This is a genomic window from Saccharopolyspora terrae, assembly GCF_004348435.1.
GTDB lineage: Bacteria > Actinomycetota > Actinomycetes > Mycobacteriales > Pseudonocardiaceae > Saccharopolyspora > Saccharopolyspora endophytica.
The window spans coordinates 41,353-59,478 of sequence record NZ_SMKS01000014.1; the positions used below are offsets into that span (position 1 = coordinate 41,353).

An 18,126-nucleotide genomic window follows, 5' to 3' on the forward strand; every position below is an offset into this window, starting at 1 on the left:
ACATGCCTGACGAGATGAACGTCGCCATCGAGAACCTGCGCACCCACGCGTCCAAAGTGGACGGTGTGGTGGATCAGCTGAGCACGGCCGTCGACGCCTCGCAGCAGGTTTCGCTGAACAACGACGCCTACGGCATCCTGTGCCGCCCCTTCGCGTGGATGATCGACCCGGTCGAGCAGATCGGCGTCGAGGCGCTGCGCGGGGCCGTGACGTCGATGCAGAAGATCGCCGACGACGTCCGCGCCACCGCCGAGGACTACCAGCAGGTCGACGACTCCAACAGCGCGCTGATCCGCGGAGTGCAGCCGTGACGAACCCGCTCGTCGAGAAGCAGCCGGAGAGCAACGACGGCTTCATCACCCAGGGCAGCGGTGACGCGGGCTGGGCGAGCGGCATCGGCATCGCCGAGTCCGTCAACGACGTCTCCAGCCTCAACGAGGGCTCGAGCTGGGTCGAGTCCGGCCTCGCCTACGGCGGGCTCGCGATGGAGGGCATCAGCCTCGCCGTCGACCCCATCGGCACCCTGCTCTCCTACGGGTTGTCCTGGCTGATCGAGCACGTCCAGCCGCTCAAGGAAGCCCTCGACTGGTTCGCCGGAGACCCCGACGGCGTCGCCGCCTACGGCAAGACCTGGGAGAACGTCTCCAAGGCGGTCGAGCAAGCCGCGAGCCAGTACAAGGACGCCGTCAAGGCCGACACCGCGAGCTGGACCGGTGCCGCCGGCGACGCCTACCGCAGGACCGCCGCCGAGAAGGGCGAAGCCCTCGACGGAGCGGCGAAGCTCGCGGGGACCATCAGCTCGGTCGTGACGATCATGGGCGAGGTCGTCTCGTTCGTCCGCGAGTTCGTTCGCGACCTGGTCGCCGACTGCATCTCGCGCCTGATCACCTACGCGCTGGAAGCCCTGCTGCCGCCGATCGCCTCGCTGGCCTGGGTGATCCCGCAGGCGATCGCGTTCATCTCCAAGACGGTCACCAAGATCGCCGACATCGTCGGCAAGCTGACCAGGACGATCAGCAACGTCTCCCCGAAGCTCGCCAAGCTCGCCGAGGTCTTCGGCGACATCATGAAAACCCTCGGCGACAAGGGGAAGGCCGGTGCTGGGGCGATCGGCAAGGTCGCCGAGAAGCTCGACGTCGCCGAACACCTGGCGAAGAAGACGTGGCAGAAGGTCGACGACACCTTCGGCACCGACGTCGTCGGCAAGCACAACGCCAAGTTCGGCGGCGGCCCGGACGCCCCGAGTTCGGGGGACAGCGACTCGTCCTCGGGGGATTCGTCTTCCGGTGGTGGCGAGTCCGGCCCTCGACCGTCGAGCGGTGCTTCGGGGCAGGGGGAAGCGCCGTCGTCGGCGCGATCGGAATCCACTGGGGACACCGGTGCTCCGCGCCCCGGGTCCACTTCGGACGGTACTGGTTCAGGGAGTTCCGCTGGTGGCCGCGGCGACGTGGCCCCGGATTCGCGATCGAGCGCTGATCCGGGTGGATCGACGCGGACCGATTCCGGTTCGGGGTCGCAGGACGGCTCGAGCTCCGGAGATTCGGCTCGGTCCGACACCGGTTCCCAGTCGCAGGACGGTTCGGGCTCGGGCGGATCGAGCCGCACCGACTCCGGTTCTGGGACGCAGGATGCTTCGAGCTCGGGCGGTTCAACGCGATCCGACTCCGGTTCGGGAGCGCAACCGCATGCCGATCCCGGTCCGAGCTCGGGCTCTAAGCCGCACGCGGACTCCGGCGGACCGCAGGCTCGCCCCGATGCGGGGACGGGCTCCCAGCCGCACCCGGACTCGGGTGGATCGACTCGCGCCGACGCGGGGTCGAGCAACGCCGGCTCGGGCGGTTCGACGTCGGGGCCGCACACCTCCGACGTTCCGCGAGCCCCCGCCAGCACCTCGGCGGCCGCCGTCGACGCCCCGGCGAGGCCGGACGCGGCCGCGCCGCAGTCGACCCCCGCGGCCCCGCGCCCGGACCAGCCGTCGGGCAACGCCCCGGCCGGTGGCCCGGGTGCCCCGGCGAGCCCGTCGGCCCCCGGCAGCGCAACGCCGTCGCCGCGCGGTGGACGCCAGGGCCCGGGTGGCTGGACCGGTACCTCGGGACATCCGGGTGCTGTCCGCGACCTCCCCGGCAACGCGCCTCGGACTCCGCGTTCCCCGAGCCACCCCGCGGGCCCGCGCCCGGACGCCCCCGCGCACGCGCCCAGGGGCGGGATGCCGCCTCGCCAGGCCCCGCACGCGCCCGCGCCGATGCGGCCCGTCCGGTCCGGTGCGCCCCACGCTCCGGTCCGGCAGGGAACGCCGGTGCAGCGCCCGCAGAGCGCCCCGCCCCGATCGCCCCACCTGCGCACCGCGGATTCACCCCGCACGCCGATCCCCGCGCAGCGGCCCCCCGAAACGCCGAACAGCCTTCCTGAGCGGTCAAAACTCGATGAGCCGAAGGTTTCGACGGCGGAGTCGATGGCGGCCGAGACCCCGCCGAAGGACCAGTGGCAGGCCGGGCACCACATGGTCGACCACACCCCTCGCCTCAACATCTCGCCCGAGCTCCGGGACAAGCTCGGACCGTTCCGGCGCGACATCGAAGCCACCGGCGCAGGTCTGTCGTTCACCAAACCTCCGGTGAAGGACTACTTCGGGCGGGCCGAATGGGCGCACAAGCGGCCCAGGTGCTCGGTCGACCCCAACCGGTTCACGGTCGAGATGCACGGCGGCCCGAACGGAGTGAAGTTCAAGCACATCGATCTCGACGCGAAGGAACTCGCCGAGATCATCAGGGGCTCCTCGGGCTACAAGGAGGGCACGCCGATCCGCCTGGTCTCCTGCGAGACCGGCGCCGACGTTCCCGACGGCTCCAAGAACTTCGCCCAGCAGCTCTCCGAAGAGCTGGGCGTCGAGGTGCTGGCCCCGAACACCAACGCCTGGGTCGACAACCACGGCAACATCTACGCCAGCGAATCCAGCGCCAAGTTCGACAAGGACGAGTCAGGCTCCCCGAAGCCCCGCCTCGACTCCCCGGGCGAGTGGACCGCCTTCCGCCCCGACGGCACCAAAGCCGTCCACAGCAGCCCCTACCCCCCAGGCCACCAACCGGAATGGGTCCGCCACGGCGTCCAAGCCGAACGCGCCCAAATCCGAGGCATCTTCGGCCGACGCAAGGACGAAGACTTCTCCATCGACCCGGTCACCGGCCACAACTACAGCAACGCACCCCCACAAGGGCCGCTCAGCCCGACGCAGGGCCAACCATCACCTCATCCGGCCCCACCGCAACAGAGCCATCCCCAGCAAGGGTTCCCGCAGCAGGGCCACCCGCAGCAGCACGGCTTCCCGCCGCAGAACTACCCGCAGCAGCAGGGATTTCCGCAGCAGGGCTACGCGCCGAACCCGCAGCAGGGCTTCGGTCCTGCGGGCCACCAGGGCTTCGGCCCGACCGGCCAGCCCTCGCACGCACCGAACCAGGGCCAGTTCAACCCGCCTCAGCAGGCAGGTCCGTACCAGGCGCACCCGCAGCACAGCCCGTACCAGCAGCCGCACCCGCAACAGGGCTGGAACCAGCAGGCGACGGTCGCGAACAACCCGTACGCACAACCGCACCCCCAGGCAGGTCCTCCGCACCAACCGGGCCCGCCACACCACGGCGCTCCCCAGCAGCCGCACAACCAACCCCACCCGCAGCAAGGAGCCCCGCAGCAACCACCCCGCCAGCAGGCTCCGGCGCCGCCGCACGCCCAACACCGGCCCCACCCCCAGAAAGGACCCCAGTCACCAGCACAAACACCCCGGCCGCAGGCTCCGGAGACGCCGAGGCGAGTGCTGGAGGACTTCGACCCGGGTCCTCCCGTCAACAGACCGGCGCACCCCCATACCCCGAACCGGGTCGGGAACGACTTCGACCCGAGGAACCCGTCGAAGACGCACCAGAACGCACCCGAAACTGGATCTCACGCGGCAAGGGTCCGCTCCGACTTCGACCCACGTCCGAACACAGGACAGACACCGCCAGGGCCGGGCGTTCCAAGTGGTCATCCGCACCCGCAGACTCCGCTCGGATCACGAGCAGGAAACCCGCAGGACCCGTCCCACGGCGCGTTTCCCGGCGCACGCACCGACGGTGGTTTCGGCCCGCGAGGCTCGCAGGCGTTCGACCAGGGCGGAATGATCGGGCATCAGCAGAACGTGGGACCGCGAACCGACGGCGGCTTCGGGCCACGGGGATCACAGTCCTTCGACGAGCCGTTCAACCCCAGGCCCGTGGAACGGCCTGCTGCGGACACTGGTTTTGATCGCCATCGGGACACGTACCACCATGGCGAGCCAAGTTTCCTGGAAGATCCTGACTATCACGACTGGGATCCCGGTACTCGACGGGAGGAACCCGGCACTACTCGGCCCGAGCCTGAAGATCACGACTCGGCCCCCACCGATGACGGTCCGGGCGGCCTCAAGGACGATCAAGACGTTCCGGCAAGCGGCGAGCCAGACCCTCTGGTTGGCGAGCCTGTTCCGAGGGATATCCGCAAGTGGGATTGGCTTCGTCACCTCGATGACGAAAACATGCCCCAGGTCGGCATCACCGCGGGCGAAAGACGCTGGCTGGCGCAGGTCGAAGACCGGACCGACTACGTGTCCGAGGAGCTCAGTGAAGGGTCGACTCGTCCGAGGTATGTCAGGTTCCAAGACGGGACCGAGGGTGTTTACAAGCGGTACGAGGACAGGGCTTTCACTTTTGGTGACACCCCGAAGCGGGAAGTCGCTGGTTCACGTTTAGCTGAGGATCTCGGGTTTGGGCGGATGACGCCCAAGTCGGTTGAGTGGGATGGCCCAAAGGGGCAGGGCGTTCTGCAGGAATGGGTCGGAGATGCCGTTCCGTTCGACAAGTTGGAGAGAAGCGGCTCCGCCAGAATGTCAGAATTCCCCATCGACGATAGGCAGCGCGCTGCGATCTTCGATTATGTCTCGGGGAACGTCGACAGGAACATGGGGAACTTCATGCGACGCGATGGTTATAACGGCCTCGTGCTGATCGACCACGGGTACTGCTTCCCCTCGTCCGTCGACCGCGCCAACTATGCGCTTGACTCACCTTTCATCACGGAGTTCAAGGACAAGCCGCTTTCTGACGAAGTCCTTGCCGGCATCAGGAGCGTGGACACCGGGCGCATGGAGGAGAGGCTCCGGCTGTCCGGACTCAGCGACGATGAGATCAACGGCGCTCTCTCGCGGCTCCGAGAAGTTCAACAGAGCGGAATGATCACCGGTCAGGCGTGGGGCGGTGACATTCGTGGGCTGCGCTAGGCTGGGTTGCTGCGCTGCTGAGAATTCTCCGAATCGGTGTGGGCCTGCTGACGAAAGTGAGATGTGATGTGGGACGAGCGGATTCGCCCCAGGGGATGGCCTGCCGATAGCGATGGGCGGCGGAGCCGTAAAGCCCTCCTCTGGCACACGGAGTGGACAGAGCGGCTCGAGATGCGGAAGAGCTTTCCGGAGAACCTCGATCCTAATCTGGCCGCTGCGTTGGAGTTCGCCCCGAAGGCCCGGGAATTGCAATGGCTTGATCCCGAGACAAAAGAGCCGTTGACGGTCGCCAACACCTTCGAGCGACACCGCGGTGCCTTCCTCGCAGCTGCGATCGGTGATGCTTATGGTGCTGCGGTCAACGCCGGTGCGGCGCACCGATTTCCATGGCGGCCGATCATCATGCTGGAAGAGGACCTGCTCATCGAGTTCGTCCCGCACAACGTCCTGTTGCCCACTGCTGTCACGCAGCTGACCGCGTTCGGTCTTGAAGCAATCATCAGAGCGCAGCTGGCGAGCAGACTCCAAGGTGAGGACAGGCAGCCGTTGGCCGAGGTGCAGCACGCGTATCAGCGCTGGCTGTACACCCAGGTCGTTGGCTGGGGGCAGCAGGGCAGGTGGCCGGAATGCGGAGGTCCCTTCGCGGCCCAGACTGCAGAGCCGGACGGCTGGCTTGTCGGGGACCGGCGTCTTTACACGCGGCACCTGCCCAATCCCGGTGTCCTTGAGACGCTGACGAACTACGCCAGGACGGGTGCTCCCTCGACTCTTCAGAACCCTGTCGGGCGTGCTCGCGGTGGTGATGTGCTTCCCCGTGCCGGGCTCGGTGAACTGTGGGCGGAGCAGCCCAGGGAGGCTTTCTCGATCGGCGCTGGGCTTGCGGCGCTGACCCACGGGCACCCGGATGACTACCTGGCGGGTGGTGTTGTCGCGCAGATCCTGCGGCTGAAGGTCAAGGCGGTTCCGTTCACGATGTGTGTCGGAGTCGGGCTTCAGGAGCTGGAGCGCTGGCCTGGGCACGAACGCACGATGGCACTGGTCAAGCGGGCCATGGAGCTCATCGAGAGCGAGTACACGCCGATGCGGACAGCGCAGTTGCGGGACGAGCTCGGGGATGGATCCGACGGCGCCTCGGCGCTGGCTATCTCGGTCTACGTCGCATTGGCCAGTGACTATGTACGTGAGGCGATCCTGCTGGCGATGAACTACAGCCCGCATCGGTCGGTCGTGGGTGCGGTCAGCGGGATGTTCCTGGGAGCCGAACTCGGCGTGCAGGGAGTCCCTCGCAGCTTGCGTGCTCCCTTGCAGCTGGGGGAAGTCCTGGACACCCTGTTCGACGACTTCGAGCGCGAGGTCAACCCGGAACCCCCGAGGGATGACGAATGGATGCGCCGGTATCCGGGCTGGTGACAGGTGATTGAGAGTGCGCAGGGGTCGGTGACCGAGCTTGAGCAGGCGATCGAGCGGTAGGTCAACGATTCTGAGGCGATCTACCTGGAGTTCCTGGACGCCGAGTTGTTCCTTGTCAGCTGACAGAACGTGCCTGACCCCGTCATGGTGAGCGTGGAGGGTCAGGCGATCAACTACAGCCCGCACCGTTCGGCTCTGGATGCGATCAGCGGACTTATGTTGGGGGCAGAGCTCGGGGTTCAGGGGGTCCCGCGCAGCATGAGCGCTCCGTTGGATCTAGGCGACTTCCGCAGCGCCTTTTCAACGACGTGGAGATGGGATTCAGCGCCGACGTTCCGGCAGATGACGCTTGGCTGCGCCGGTATCCGGGTTGGTGATGCGTGAGTACGGAGGACCAGATGACCGCGCTGGAACAGGCCATTGAGCGGTATGCGAATGACCCCGAGGCGATTGGTGAGGTCTACAAGGAGTTCTTGAGGGCGCGGTTGTTCCTGGTGAGTTCGGAGGACGCGCAGGAGCCGGTCTTGGTGAGTGTTGAGGGCCAGGAGAAGAAGCAGATCTGGGTGTGCACGCGCAAGGACAACGTGCCGGACTTCGCTCCCGGCAGCACCTTGGTGATCGGGTACAAGCTGCTTCCGAGACTCGCTGACCTCAACGTGCACGTTGTCGCGTCACCCCACACGTCTGACGTGATGCTGATCGGTTCGCGGGCGATCATGCATTCGGCGCCCGACAGCACCGACGAGATGCGTGCGGCGGCCCGGCAAGCGCCGGGCACGTGGATCGGTGCTCCGGATGTGATGTATCAGGGACACCCGCGCGAGAGCATTCCCGGTTACGCGTTCGTCGGCGCGTACTGGGCGGACGAGGCGGGTGAGCTCACCACTCGGTACGGGCCGAACTCTGAATACCGCCCGTCGCCGCGAACCCTGGGGTATCCCGAGCCGGTCAGCGAGTTGGAGAAGGTGCTGCATCTGTACGCGACCGGCTACGTCTCGGCCGACGCGCTCGTGGCAGTGCTCTCCGGCAGCGACTTCGCGCTGGTCGTGGACGAAGAGGGCGTTGCTGCGGGCTTTCCTCTTGGAGAGCGGCCGGTGCTGGTCGCGGCTTCGGCTGTCAAGTACGTGCCCGACTTCGCCAAGGGAGCCAACAAAGCCAACCTGGGCTCGATCGAGCCGCTTCTGGACGATGTGGACCTCGTGATCGACCTGGGAACAGCACACCAGGCTCACATCGAGGGAACGGTGCTCAAGAAGGTGCTGGAGCAGCACCGAGCGGCCGCGCAGGCTCCGAAACCCGCCCCCGAACCCGCCAAGCCCATCGACGCCCACGAGCGGTTTCTCGGTTCAATGCTTGGTGGGGCGATGGGGGATGCGCTGGGGTATGCGGTCGAGTTCAGCGACATCGGGATGATTCGGCGGCATCACGGGGCTGATGGGGTGACCGGGCCGGTGTCGCGGGACGGGGTCGCTCAGATCTCTGATGACACCCAGATGATGCTGTTCACGCTCGAAGGGTTGATTCGGGCGCATGTGGCTCGGCGGATGAAGCCGACCGACAACGATCCGGTTCCTGAGGTGCAGCACGCGTATCAGCGCTGGTACCACACGCAGGGGCCGGAGTGGCGCACCGCTGGCGGGCCGTATGCGCAGCACCTGCAGCGGCCTGACGGGTGGTTGATCACCAACTGGGAGCTGTTCGCGAGTCGGGCTCCGGGCAGCACGTGCATGTCGGCGTTGGCGAACTTCGCGCAGACCGGGGTTTCGGCGACTCCGCACAACCGGATCAACGACTCCAAGGGGTGCGGCGGAGTGATGCGGGCTGCGCCGGTGGCGGCGTGGTCGAACGATCCGGCCGAGGTGTTCTACGCAGCTGTCGGGACTGCTGCGTTGACGCACAGCCATCCCAGCGGGTTCTTGTCCGCCGGTGTGTTGGCGGTGATCGTGCATCAGCTGATCCGGGAGGTTCCGCTGCGCGAGGCCGTGCGGTTGGCTCGGGAACTGCTGACGCGGTGGCGGGAGCACGAGGAGCAGCTGCGGATTCTCGACAAGGCGGTCGCGCTGGCCGAGCGCGGAGTCGTTTCTCCTGAGGAGATCGCGCAGGAGTTGAGTGGTGGCTGGGTCGGTGAGGAGGCTCTCGCCATCGGCCTCTACGCCGTGCTGGCCACCGACGACCTGCGGGAGGCACTGCTTCTTTCGGTGAATCACTCGGGGGACTCGGATTCCACCGGGATGGTGTGCGGCAACATTGGCGGGGCGCTCTACGGGACTCGGGCCATTCCGCCGGAGTGGCTGGAGACCCTCGAACTGCGCGGACTGGTCGAAACCGTGGCCGAGGACGCGCTGGCGGAGTTCAGCCCGGGACCACCGACGGACCCGGGGTGGGCGCAGCGCTACCCCGCCTGGTGAGCAACGAGGAGAAGGCGATGACCGACCCGCAACGGCAGCTGAGCTGGGCCGATCGTTTCCGAGGTGCGCTGCTCGGCGGCGCCGTGGGCGATGCCCTCGGTGCCGGGGTTCGGCACACCTCGACCGCCGAGATACAGCAGTGGTTCGGTCCGCGCGGCGTCGCCGACTACCTCCCCGTCTACGGGAGGCGCGGCGCCGTCACCGACCTGACGCAGCTCACCGTGTTCACCCTCGAAGGCCTGCTGCGCGCCAAGGCCGAGGGCTGCACCGGCTTACCCACCGAGTTCGTCTTCGCGAACCACCTGCGCTGGCTGCACACCCAGGGCGTGCCGTGGGAGTACGCGATGTCGGCGTTCGCGGCGACCGAACCCGCGCCCACCAGCTGGCTGCTGGAACGCCGCGAGCTGTACTCGACCCGCAACCCGGCCGGCAACGCCCTCGGACTGCTCGGGCGCATGGCGGCGCGGTCGCCGCTGGGACCCGACGGTCGTCTGCACCCGCCGGTGGACGTCGACGGTTCCGCCGACTACCCGGTGCTGGCAGCCCCGGCGATGGTGTGGTCCAACGTGCCCGAAGGCGTGTACGCGGCGGGCGCGGGCATCGCGAACCTCTTCACCTCCGGCGCCAACTCCGTTGCCGCGGCCGGTGTGCACGCCGACGTGCTGGCGCAGCTCATCCGCGGCATCCCGCTGTGGGACGCCGTCACCAGCTCCGATCAGCGCAGGCTCAACGCCGCCTACCGGGTGGCCGGGGTGCCCGCCGACGTGCGGCGGACCGTTCACGCGGCCATGTTCACCGGTCAGCGCGGCGGAACCCCCGGCCCGCTGGACATCGACATCGAGTTCGACGTCGTCGACAAGCCCGGTGAGCTCGGCATCGCGCTCGCCGCGGTCGGCAGCACCCGCACCTTCGCCGACGCCGTGCAGGTCGCGGTGAACAACTCCGCCGACAGCGCCGTCACGGGTGCGCTCGCCGGGCAGCTCGCCGGTGCGCTGCACGGTCCCGCCGCGATTCCCGCGCAGTGGCTGGACGAACTCGAACTCCGGCAGGTCATCGAGACCCTGTGCGGCGACGCGACCGAGGCGTTCGCGCCGCCGCCACCGCCGCAGTGGGCGCAGCGCTACACGCGCGGACCCCAGCAGACCGGACCTCGCCAGATCCCCGCCGGACCGGCGAAGACCGTCGAGGGCTCCGCCGAGCAGACGATGGTGATGCCGGCGATCACGGCCGACACCCCGCCGCCCTCCGCCCAGCCCGCCTCGCCGCAGCCGGTCGCACCGGAGCCGCCGGTCGCGCAGACCCCCGCGCCCGAACCGGTCGTCCAGCCGGAACCGCCTGCGCGGGAGGAGATTCCGCGGTTCGAGACGCGGAGCACCGGCCAGATCGGTGCCCCGACGTTCCCGGCCTCCGCGCCCGCTCCCGAGCCCGAGCGGGAAACCGAGACCACCGCGGTCTTCGCGGCCATCGGCTCCGAGCCGGAACCGGATCGAACCCCCGTCGACCTCGAACCGCGTCCCCGCACGCCCATCGACCTCGACCCGGGCGAAGCCGACGAGCCCGAACCGGAGATCGCCGAACCCGCGCCGATCCCCGAAACGCCCGTGGTCGACCTCGAACCCGAGCCGGAACCCGAGTCGGAGACCGAAACGACGCAGGTCGTCGAGGCCGTGTCGGACTCCGGTGAGCCCGCCGGCTCCACCGTCGTGGACGTGAGCGGCATCGGTTCGCCCTTCGACCTGATCGCCGTGCCCGCGCGCGACGACAACGAGCCCGAGCCGGACGCCCGCTTCACCCGCGACTCCGACCCCGAACTCCGCTTCGCCGACGCCGAGCCGGAACCGTCGCCGATCGACCTGAGACCGGACCCCGACGTGATCCCCGATGTGGTCCCGGCTCTCGCGAAGATCTCGTCGATCCAGCCGGAACCCGAACCGGTCGAGGTCGCCGAGGAAGCGGACGAGCCCACCGCCGAGCCGGAGGACTCCGACGCCGAGGCCGACGGACCGGAAGTTGAGGCCACCGAGCCGGAAGTTGCCGAAGCCGAGGCCACCGAGCCGGAAGACGCCGAAGCCGAGTTCGCGGAGTCGGAAGGCGCCGTAGCCGAGTTCGCCGCGCCGGAGGACGTCGATGCTGAGGGCAGCGCGCCGGAAGACCTCGAAACCGAAGTCGCCGACGACGTGGAGAACGAGGCGACGGAAGAACCGCAGGAAGCCGAACCGCGCGGAACCGAGCTGAGCGAAGTCGAACGGGACGAACCCGAGCTGCACGAACTCGCGCGGGACGAAACCGAGTCGGACGAGGCCGAGCGGGACGAGGTCGCCTTCACCGAGGAGCCGGAGGAAGTCGAGCCGGCCGCACTCGTCGAGGAGCGGGAGGAGGACGTCGCTCGCACCGTCGTCGAGGAGCTGGCAGAGGATGTTGCCTCCGACCTCGACGAACCCGAAGAGGTCGTCACTCCCGCCACTGAGGACACCGCCGCAAGCGCGGAAGACACCACGCCAGACGCCGAGGACACCACCGCGGACAACGCTGCGGACGCCGAGGACACCGCGGTCGACGACGCCGAGGACGTGCCCGCCGAGCCGGAACCGCAGGTGGTCGAGGCCCTTCCGATCTCGGCCGGCCGTCGCGTGCACGGCAAGACCGAGGGACCGGGCGATGCCGCCCCGTCGCTGACCGAGCGGGTCCTGGGCTGCTTCCTCGGAGGCGCTCTCGGCGACGCGCTGGGCGCCGACCTGGAGTTCATCACCGCCGCGCAGATCACCGAGCGCTTCGGCGCGACCGGCCCCAGCGGCCTGCGCGAGGCGTACGGCGTGCACGGGGCGATCACCGATGACACGCAGATGACGCTGTTCACCGCGGAGGGCCTGATCCGAGGCAGCGTCGCCGCGCGCACCCTCGGCGCCGCGGACCCGCTGCCCGAGGTGCAGCTGGCCTACCAGCGCTGGCTGCACACCCAGGGCGTCGAGTGGGACGCGGCGGCCGGTGAGTTCTTCGCCGACCACCCGGTGCCGGACGGTTGGCTGGTCGAGGTCCCGGGCCTGTTCCACACCCGCGCCCCCGGCAAGACCATCTTCCGGGCGCTGACCGCCTTCGGCGACGGCCACCGGGCCGGTTCGCTGACCGAGACGATCAACGACTCCAAGGGCTGCGGTGGCGCGATGCGCGCGGCACCGGTCGCGCTGACCTCGACCGATCCGGCCGAGGTGTTCGAGCTCGCGGCGCGCACCGCCGCGCTCACCCACAGCCACCCGGCCGGATACCACTCCGCGGGTGCGCTGGCGGTGATCGTGCAGCAGGCGCTGCTGGGTCGCAGCCTCGACGACGGCGTGTGGCTGGCCCTGCAGGTGCTGGAGACCTGGGACGACCACGAGGAGACCACCGCCGCGATCAAGGCCGCCGTGGACCTGGCCGCCGAGGGCGTGCCGACGCCGGAGCGCGTCGCCGAGGTCCTCGGCGGTGGCTGGGTCGGCGAGCAGGCCGTGGCGATCGCGGTGTGCGCGGCGCTGGTGGCCGGTGAGGACGTGGAGCTGGCGCTCAAGATCGCCGTGCACCACGACGGCGACAGCGACTCCACCGGCGCGATCTGCGGCAACATCGTCGGCGCGCTGCAGGGCGTGGGTGCGCTGCCGCTGGACTGGCTGGCCGAGCTGGAGCTGCGCGACGTCATCGAGCAGATGGCGCTGGACTGCGTCGCCGAGTTCGGCCGCGGCGGCTTCCAGCCCGGCCGCGCCGCCATCGACCCGCCGTCCGACCAGGACTGGGACGAGCGCTACCCGGTTCGGCCGCAGTGGTCGGCCGAACCGGCGACAGTCGGTGCCGACGCCGGGGGTTTCCCGTCGCCGAAGCCGGCACCCCGCCGCCGCCTCGACGGGGTGGCGAGCACCGAAACCGTTGAGGGGGACAGTTGATCAACGTCAGGCAGGGTGACCCGTTCCCGGTGCACCCGCCGTTCCCGGCGCCGGCCGCGTTCGGCGCGTTCCCGGACCGCACCGCGCAGCTGGCGGAACTGCTGCAGGCGCTGCGTGCGGCGGTGGGGTCCGCCGAGGTCCGCTGCACCGCGCTGGGGACCCGGTTCGAGACCGACGCGAGCGATGAGGTCTTCGAGCTGCTGCGCCGCATCCGCGACGTCGGCTACCGCCCGGAGACCGGCGCCTGGACCTCCGCGGTGTTCTCCGGAGGTGAGCTGCACACCTCCCACGCCGAGCCGCAGTGGCAGAACGCGCCCGAGGACGGACGCGCTCACCTGGACGAACTGCGGTTCTACCCGCGCCGCAACCCCGAGCAGTGGCTGCTCGCCCCGGCCTGGGACCACTTCGTCGACGCCGTCACCTACCCGGACGGGGCGACCGGCCCGCTGCGGATGCTGCCGGTGTTCGACGGCCGCGACGCGCAGGGCAGGCCGCAGGTGTTCCGGCCGGCGGTGCCGTGGATCGAGAAGCGCGAGGTGTTCAGCTACCTCAACGGCGGCGAGATCGTGCTGTCGGCGATGTCCACCGACGCCGACGAGCTCGACCCGGCGCGCGGCTCCGAGGTGCCCAAGCAGTTCCACACCGACGGCGTGTGGGTGTGGCCGCAGGCGATGGCCTACTACCTAGAAGAGCACGACATCGCCCCGCCGCCGGAGTTCCTCGACCACATCCGCCGCGCCCGCTACCAGGCGCCGACGACGGTCGCCGACGTGAAGTCGGCCGAGGCCAAGTCGCTGATCCTGGCCACCGACCCGGCCTCGATGCTGGCCCACCGGCCGGAGGACGCCTTCGTGGCGGTCGGCGCGCACCTGGCGGCCCAGGGCGTGAGCAGCCGGTTCTACAGCTTCGACGAGCCGGTCGGCGGCGGCTGGAGCATGCGGCCCGAGCCGGACGGCTGGTGGGCGGTGGAGGCCCACGACGACCGGCCGAACCCCAAGCACCGCTTCCCGGACCCGTGGACGGCGGGGTTCTTCCTGATCGGCGCGATGACCGTCGAGCGCGACCGCTACCTCCGGGAGCCGGACGAGGCGCTGCTGGACTTCGAGTGCCCGTGGCCGGAGATGGCCGACGAGCCGCCGCTGTCGTCCTACGACCAGAAGTTCGTGGTCCAGCTGCAGCCCGGCGACGAGATCGACCGCTTCGGCGAACCGGTCGGCAACACCGCGTTCGTCGCGGGCACCACGATCCCGCAGCGCAGCATGCCGCCGGGCCGCCAGCCGGGGCAGTACCGCCGCTACCGGGTGGTGAAGGCGTTCGACGCCATCACCGGCGTCGCCAAGCCCGAGCACGGCCAGGTCGGCGGCGGGACCGCCTACGTCCTGCCCAACTCCCTGAAGGTCCTGACCGAAGAGGGCTGGCTGGCCGAGGCCTGAGCCGTCGCCGGGAGAACGGGGTTGTCCGCGCGGACACCCCGTTCTCGGTTGGCGGGAGGGGCTTGTCACACGGGGTAGAATCTTGTGAGAAGTCGATGATTGCTCGCACCTCATCTGTGGCGCGGAGCCCGCGCCGGGTGATCGAGCAGGTCAAGGGGACCCCCGTTTTGACCCTCTGAGAACGGGGCGGGTATCTTTGTTTATCGGACCCGACGCCAATCGGGTCGATCCGCATGCCCGTGCATGACGTGGCCGCCCGAGTGGAGGGCCGCGGCAGCGCCGAGGATGTGTGGAACTCTTCCGAAAACCCTCTGGGGTCTACCTCGGTTTCGGCCGGAACGGGCGCTGTGAGGGCCGAGGAGCGGGCGACACGCCCGACCTCGTGTGCGGGGGAGTCCCGAAACACAGTGCCTGACAGGTGCTCGACGCCCAGGGCACGCCGAAGCTCGAACGAGCGGCTGCTTGGTCGAGTACCTAAAAGACGCGAACGCTGACAGAAAGCCGGTCCATGCCCACCATCCAGCAGCTGGTCCGTAAGGGCCGCCAGGACAAGGTCGCCAAGACCAAGACCGCGGCGCTCAAGGGGAGCCCGCAGCGGCGTGGCGTGTGCACCCGCGTGTACACGACCACCCCGAAGAAGCCCAACTCGGCCCTGCGCAAGGTCGCTCGTGTCAAGCTGACCAGCGGCATCGAGGTCACGGCCTACATCCCGGGTGAGGGCCACAACCTGCAGGAGCACTCGATCGTGCTCGTTCGTGGCGGCCGTGTGAAGGACCTGCCCGGCGTGCGCTACAAGATCATCCGTGGTTCCGCTGACACCCAGGGTGTGAAGAACCGCAAGCAGGCTCGCAGCCGCTACGGCGCGAAGAAGGAGAAGAGCTGATGCCCCGCAAGGGTCCGGCCCCGAAGCGGCCGCTGCACGCTGATCCCGTGTACGGCTCGCCGCTGGTCACGCAGCTGGTGAACAAGATCCTCGTGGACGGCAAGCGTTCGCTGGCTGAGAAGATCGTCTACGCGGCCCTGGAAGGCTGCCGGGAGAAGACCGGCACCGACCCGGTCGTCACGCTCAAGCGTGCCCTGGACAACGTCAAGCCGACCCTGGAGGTCCGCAGCCGCCGCGTCGGTGGCGCGACCTACCAGGTGCCGATCGAGGTGCGGGCCGGCCGGTCCACCACCCTCGCCCTGCGCTGGCTGACCACCTACTCGCGGCAGCGTCGCGAGAAGACCATGGTCGAGCGCCTCATGAACGAGCTGCTGGACGCGAGCAACGGCCTCGGCGCGAGCGTCAAGAAGCGCGAAGACACTCACAAGATGGCGGAGTCCAACAAGGCCTTCGCGCACTACCGCTGGTGACATCTGGTGGGTCTTGCCCGCCAGCCGAACCGATTCGACAGCTTTGCACCTGTCACCGCGACTTGCACCTGCTGTTAGGGAACGGGGAAGAATCTCGTGGCACGCGACGTGCTGACTGACCTGACCAAGGTCCGCAACATCGGCATCATGGCCCACATCGATGCGGGCAAGACCACCACCACCGAGCGGGTCCTGTACTACACCGGGATCACGCACAAGCTCGGCGAGACGCACGACGGTGCTTCTCAGATGGACTGGATGGAGGAGGAGCAGAAGCGGGGTATCACCATTACCTCGGCTGCTACCACCACGTTCTGGGGCGACACCCAGATCAACATCATCGACACCCCCGGCCACGTCGACTTCACCGTCGAGGTCGAGCGCTCGCTGCGCGTCCTCGACGGCGCGGTCGCGGTGTTCGACGGCAAGGAAGGTGTCGAGCCCCAGTCCGAGCAGGTCTGGCGCCAGGCGGACAAGTACGACGTCCCCCGCATCTGCTTCGTCAACAAGATGGACAAGCTGGGCGCGGACTTCTACTACACCGTGAGCACCATCGAGGACCGGCTGCACGCCAAGCCGCTGGTCCTGCAGCTCCCGATCGGTGTGGAGTCCGAGTTCGAGGGCGTCGTCGACCTGGTTCAGATGAAGGCCCTGACCTGGCGTGGTGAGGTGTCCAAGGGCACTGACTACGAGGTCGAGGACATCCCGGCGGATCTGGCCGACAAGGCCGCCGAGTACCGGGAGAAGCTCGTCGAGGCCGTCGCCGAGACCGATGAGGCCCTCATGGAGGCCTACTTCAGCGGCGAAGAGCTGACCCAGGAGCAGATCAAGGAAGGCATCCGCAAGATCACCGTCGAGCGCAGCGCGTTCCCGGTCCTCTGCGGTACCGCGTTCAAGAACAAGGGCGTTCAGCCCATGCTCGACGCGGTCGTCGACTACCTGCCCTCGCCGCTGGACGTCCCCGCCGTGCAGGGCACCCTGCCGGACGGTGAGACCCCCGCGGAGCGCAAGCCGAGCACCCAGGAGCCGTTCGCCGCGCTGGTCTCCAAGATCGCGGTGCACCCCTTCTTCGGCAAGCTGACCTACATCCGGGTCTACTCCGGCAAGGTCGCCTCCGGTGCCCAGGTCATCAACTCGACCAAGGGCCGCAAGGAGCGCATCGGGAAGATGTTCCAGATGCACTCCAACAAGGAGAACCCGGTCGAGGAGATCCAGGCGGGTCACATCTACGCGGTGATCGGTCTCAAGGAGACCACCACCGGTGACACCCTGTGCGACTCCGCGAACCCCATCGTCCTCGAGTCGATGACGTTCCCGGCGCCGGTCATCGAGGTGGCCATCGAGCCCAAGACGAAGGCTGACCAGGAGAAGCTCTCCACGGCGATCCAGAAGCTCGCCGAGGAGGACCCGACGTTCCAGGTCAAGCTGGACGACGAGACCGGTCAGACGATCATCAAGGGCATGGGTGAGCTGCACCTCGAGGTGCTGGTCAACCGCATGAAGAGCGACTTCAAGGTCGAGGCGAACATCGGTAAGCCGCAGGTGGCCTACCGCGAGACGATTCGCAAGTCGATCGAGAAGTACGAGTACACGCACAAGAAGCAGACCGGTGGTTCCGGTCAGTTCGCGCGCGTGATCATCAAGCTCGACCCGATCGAGCAGACGTCCGACAGCGCGACCTACGAGTTCGACAACAAGGTCACCGGCGGTCGGATCCCGCGGGAGTACATCCCGTCGGTTGACCAGGGTGCGCAGGACGCCATGCAGTACGGCGTGCTGGCCGGCTACCCGCTGGTCGGCGTGAAGGTGACCTTGCTCGATGGCCAGTACCACGAGGTCGACTCGTCGGAAATGGCCTTCAAGGTCGCCGGTTCGATGGCGCTCAAGGAGGCGGCTGCCAAGGCTTCTCCGGCGCTGCTCGAACCGATGATGGCGGTCGAGGTGACCACGCCCGAGGACTACATGGGCGATGTCATCGGAGACCTGAACTCCCGCCGTGGCCACATCCAGGCCATGGAGGAGCGCAGCGGTACCCGCGTCGTCAAGGCTCTCGTGCCGCTGTCCGAGATGTTCGGGTACGTCGGCGACCTGCGGTCCAAGACCCAGGGTCGTGCCAACTACTCGATGGTGTTCGACTCCTACGCCGAGGTTCCGGCCGGTGTGGCTAAGGAGATCATCGCCAAGGCAACGGGCGAGTGACCCGCTGGTCGGCCTCGGGTGACCGGGGCCGGCCAAGAGGCGACGCCTCGCGAAGGCGACCGGGGAGCAATCCCCTCCAGACGGCGGCGAGCGGGCAGCGACCACTTCGGAAGCGATCCGCT

General features: G+C 68.5%; 9 protein-coding genes. All 9 read left to right on the plus strand.

The features are described from left to right. Nucleotides 1-2 precede the first annotated feature (2 nt). The 9 genes from E1181_RS11235 to fusA all read left to right on the plus strand — a co-directional run bounded on the left by E1181_RS11235 (nt 3) and on the right by fusA (nt 18,004). Nucleotides 3-311 (plus strand): ESX-1 secretion-associated protein, encoded by a 309-nt coding sequence (locus tag E1181_RS11235; RefSeq protein ID WP_132673930.1) that lies wholly within the window; start codon nt 3-5, stop codon nt 309-311. Beyond that, nucleotides 308-5,290 carry a WXG100-like domain-containing protein gene (locus E1181_RS32550; protein ID WP_132673931.1) on the plus strand — a complete coding sequence of 1,661 codons (4,983 nt, stop codon included), beginning with the start codon at nt 308-310 and terminating at the stop codon, nt 5,288-5,290. The genes E1181_RS11235 and E1181_RS32550 overlap by 4 nt, the downstream gene beginning before the upstream one ends. Before the next feature lie 171 nt (nt 5,291-5,461). Then, nucleotides 5,462-6,700, plus strand: a complete 1,239-nt coding sequence (locus E1181_RS11245) for an ADP-ribosylglycohydrolase family protein (protein ID WP_165944591.1) — start codon at nt 5,462-5,464, stop codon at nt 6,698-6,700. A 398-nt stretch (nt 6,701-7,098) separates the two neighbouring features. Next, complete coding sequence (locus E1181_RS11250; RefSeq protein ID WP_132673933.1) at nt 7,099-9,108, plus strand: type VII secretion system-associated protein; 2,010 nt, start codon at nt 7,099-7,101, stop codon at nt 9,106-9,108. A gap of 17 nt (nt 9,109-9,125) precedes the next feature. Beyond that, nucleotides 9,126-13,019, plus strand: a complete 3,894-nt coding sequence (locus tag E1181_RS11255; RefSeq protein ID WP_207922109.1) for an ADP-ribosylglycohydrolase family protein — start codon at nt 9,126-9,128, stop codon at nt 13,017-13,019. Continuing rightward, nucleotides 13,016-14,452 carry a TNT domain-containing protein gene (locus E1181_RS11260; protein ID WP_132673934.1) on the plus strand — a complete coding sequence of 479 codons (1,437 nt, stop codon included), beginning with the start codon at nt 13,016-13,018 and terminating at the stop codon, nt 14,450-14,452. Before E1181_RS11255 ends, E1181_RS11260 begins: the two co-directional genes overlap by 4 nt. A 508-nt stretch (nt 14,453-14,960) precedes the next feature. Further along, complete coding sequence (rpsL, locus tag E1181_RS11265; protein ID WP_009948619.1) at nt 14,961-15,335, plus strand: 30S ribosomal protein S12; 375 nt, start codon at nt 14,961-14,963, stop codon at nt 15,333-15,335. Beyond that, nucleotides 15,335-15,805: a 30S ribosomal protein S7 gene (rpsG, locus tag E1181_RS11270; RefSeq protein ID WP_132673935.1), complete on the plus strand. Its 471-nt coding sequence runs from the start codon at nt 15,335-15,337 to the stop codon at nt 15,803-15,805. The genes rpsL and rpsG overlap by 1 nt, the downstream gene beginning before the upstream one ends. A gap of 96 nt (nt 15,806-15,901) precedes the next feature. Continuing rightward, entirely contained in the window at nt 15,902-18,004 is a 2,103-nt protein-coding gene (fusA, locus tag E1181_RS11275) for an elongation factor G (RefSeq protein ID WP_132673936.1), read from the plus strand. Nucleotides 18,005-18,126 lie beyond the last annotated feature (122 nt).

What these genes read in the sequence shown, in the direction of transcription:
- E1181_RS11235 (WP_132673930.1), top strand. Translation starts at nt 3, where the DNA reads ATGCCTGACGAGATGAACGTCGCCATCGAGAACCTGCGCACCCACGCG.
- E1181_RS11245 (WP_165944591.1), top strand. Translation starts at nt 5,462, where the DNA reads ATGCGGAAGAGCTTTCCGGAGAACCTCGATCCTAATCTGGCCGCTGCG.
- E1181_RS11250 (WP_132673933.1), top strand. Translation starts at nt 7,099, where the DNA reads ATGACCGCGCTGGAACAGGCCATTGAGCGGTATGCGAATGACCCCGAG.
- E1181_RS11255 (WP_207922109.1), top strand. Translation starts at nt 9,126, where the DNA reads ATGACCGACCCGCAACGGCAGCTGAGCTGGGCCGATCGTTTCCGAGGT.
- rpsL (WP_009948619.1), top strand. Translation starts at nt 14,961, where the DNA reads ATGCCCACCATCCAGCAGCTGGTCCGTAAGGGCCGCCAGGACAAGGTC.
- rpsG (WP_132673935.1), top strand. Translation starts at nt 15,335, where the DNA reads ATGCCCCGCAAGGGTCCGGCCCCGAAGCGGCCGCTGCACGCTGATCCC.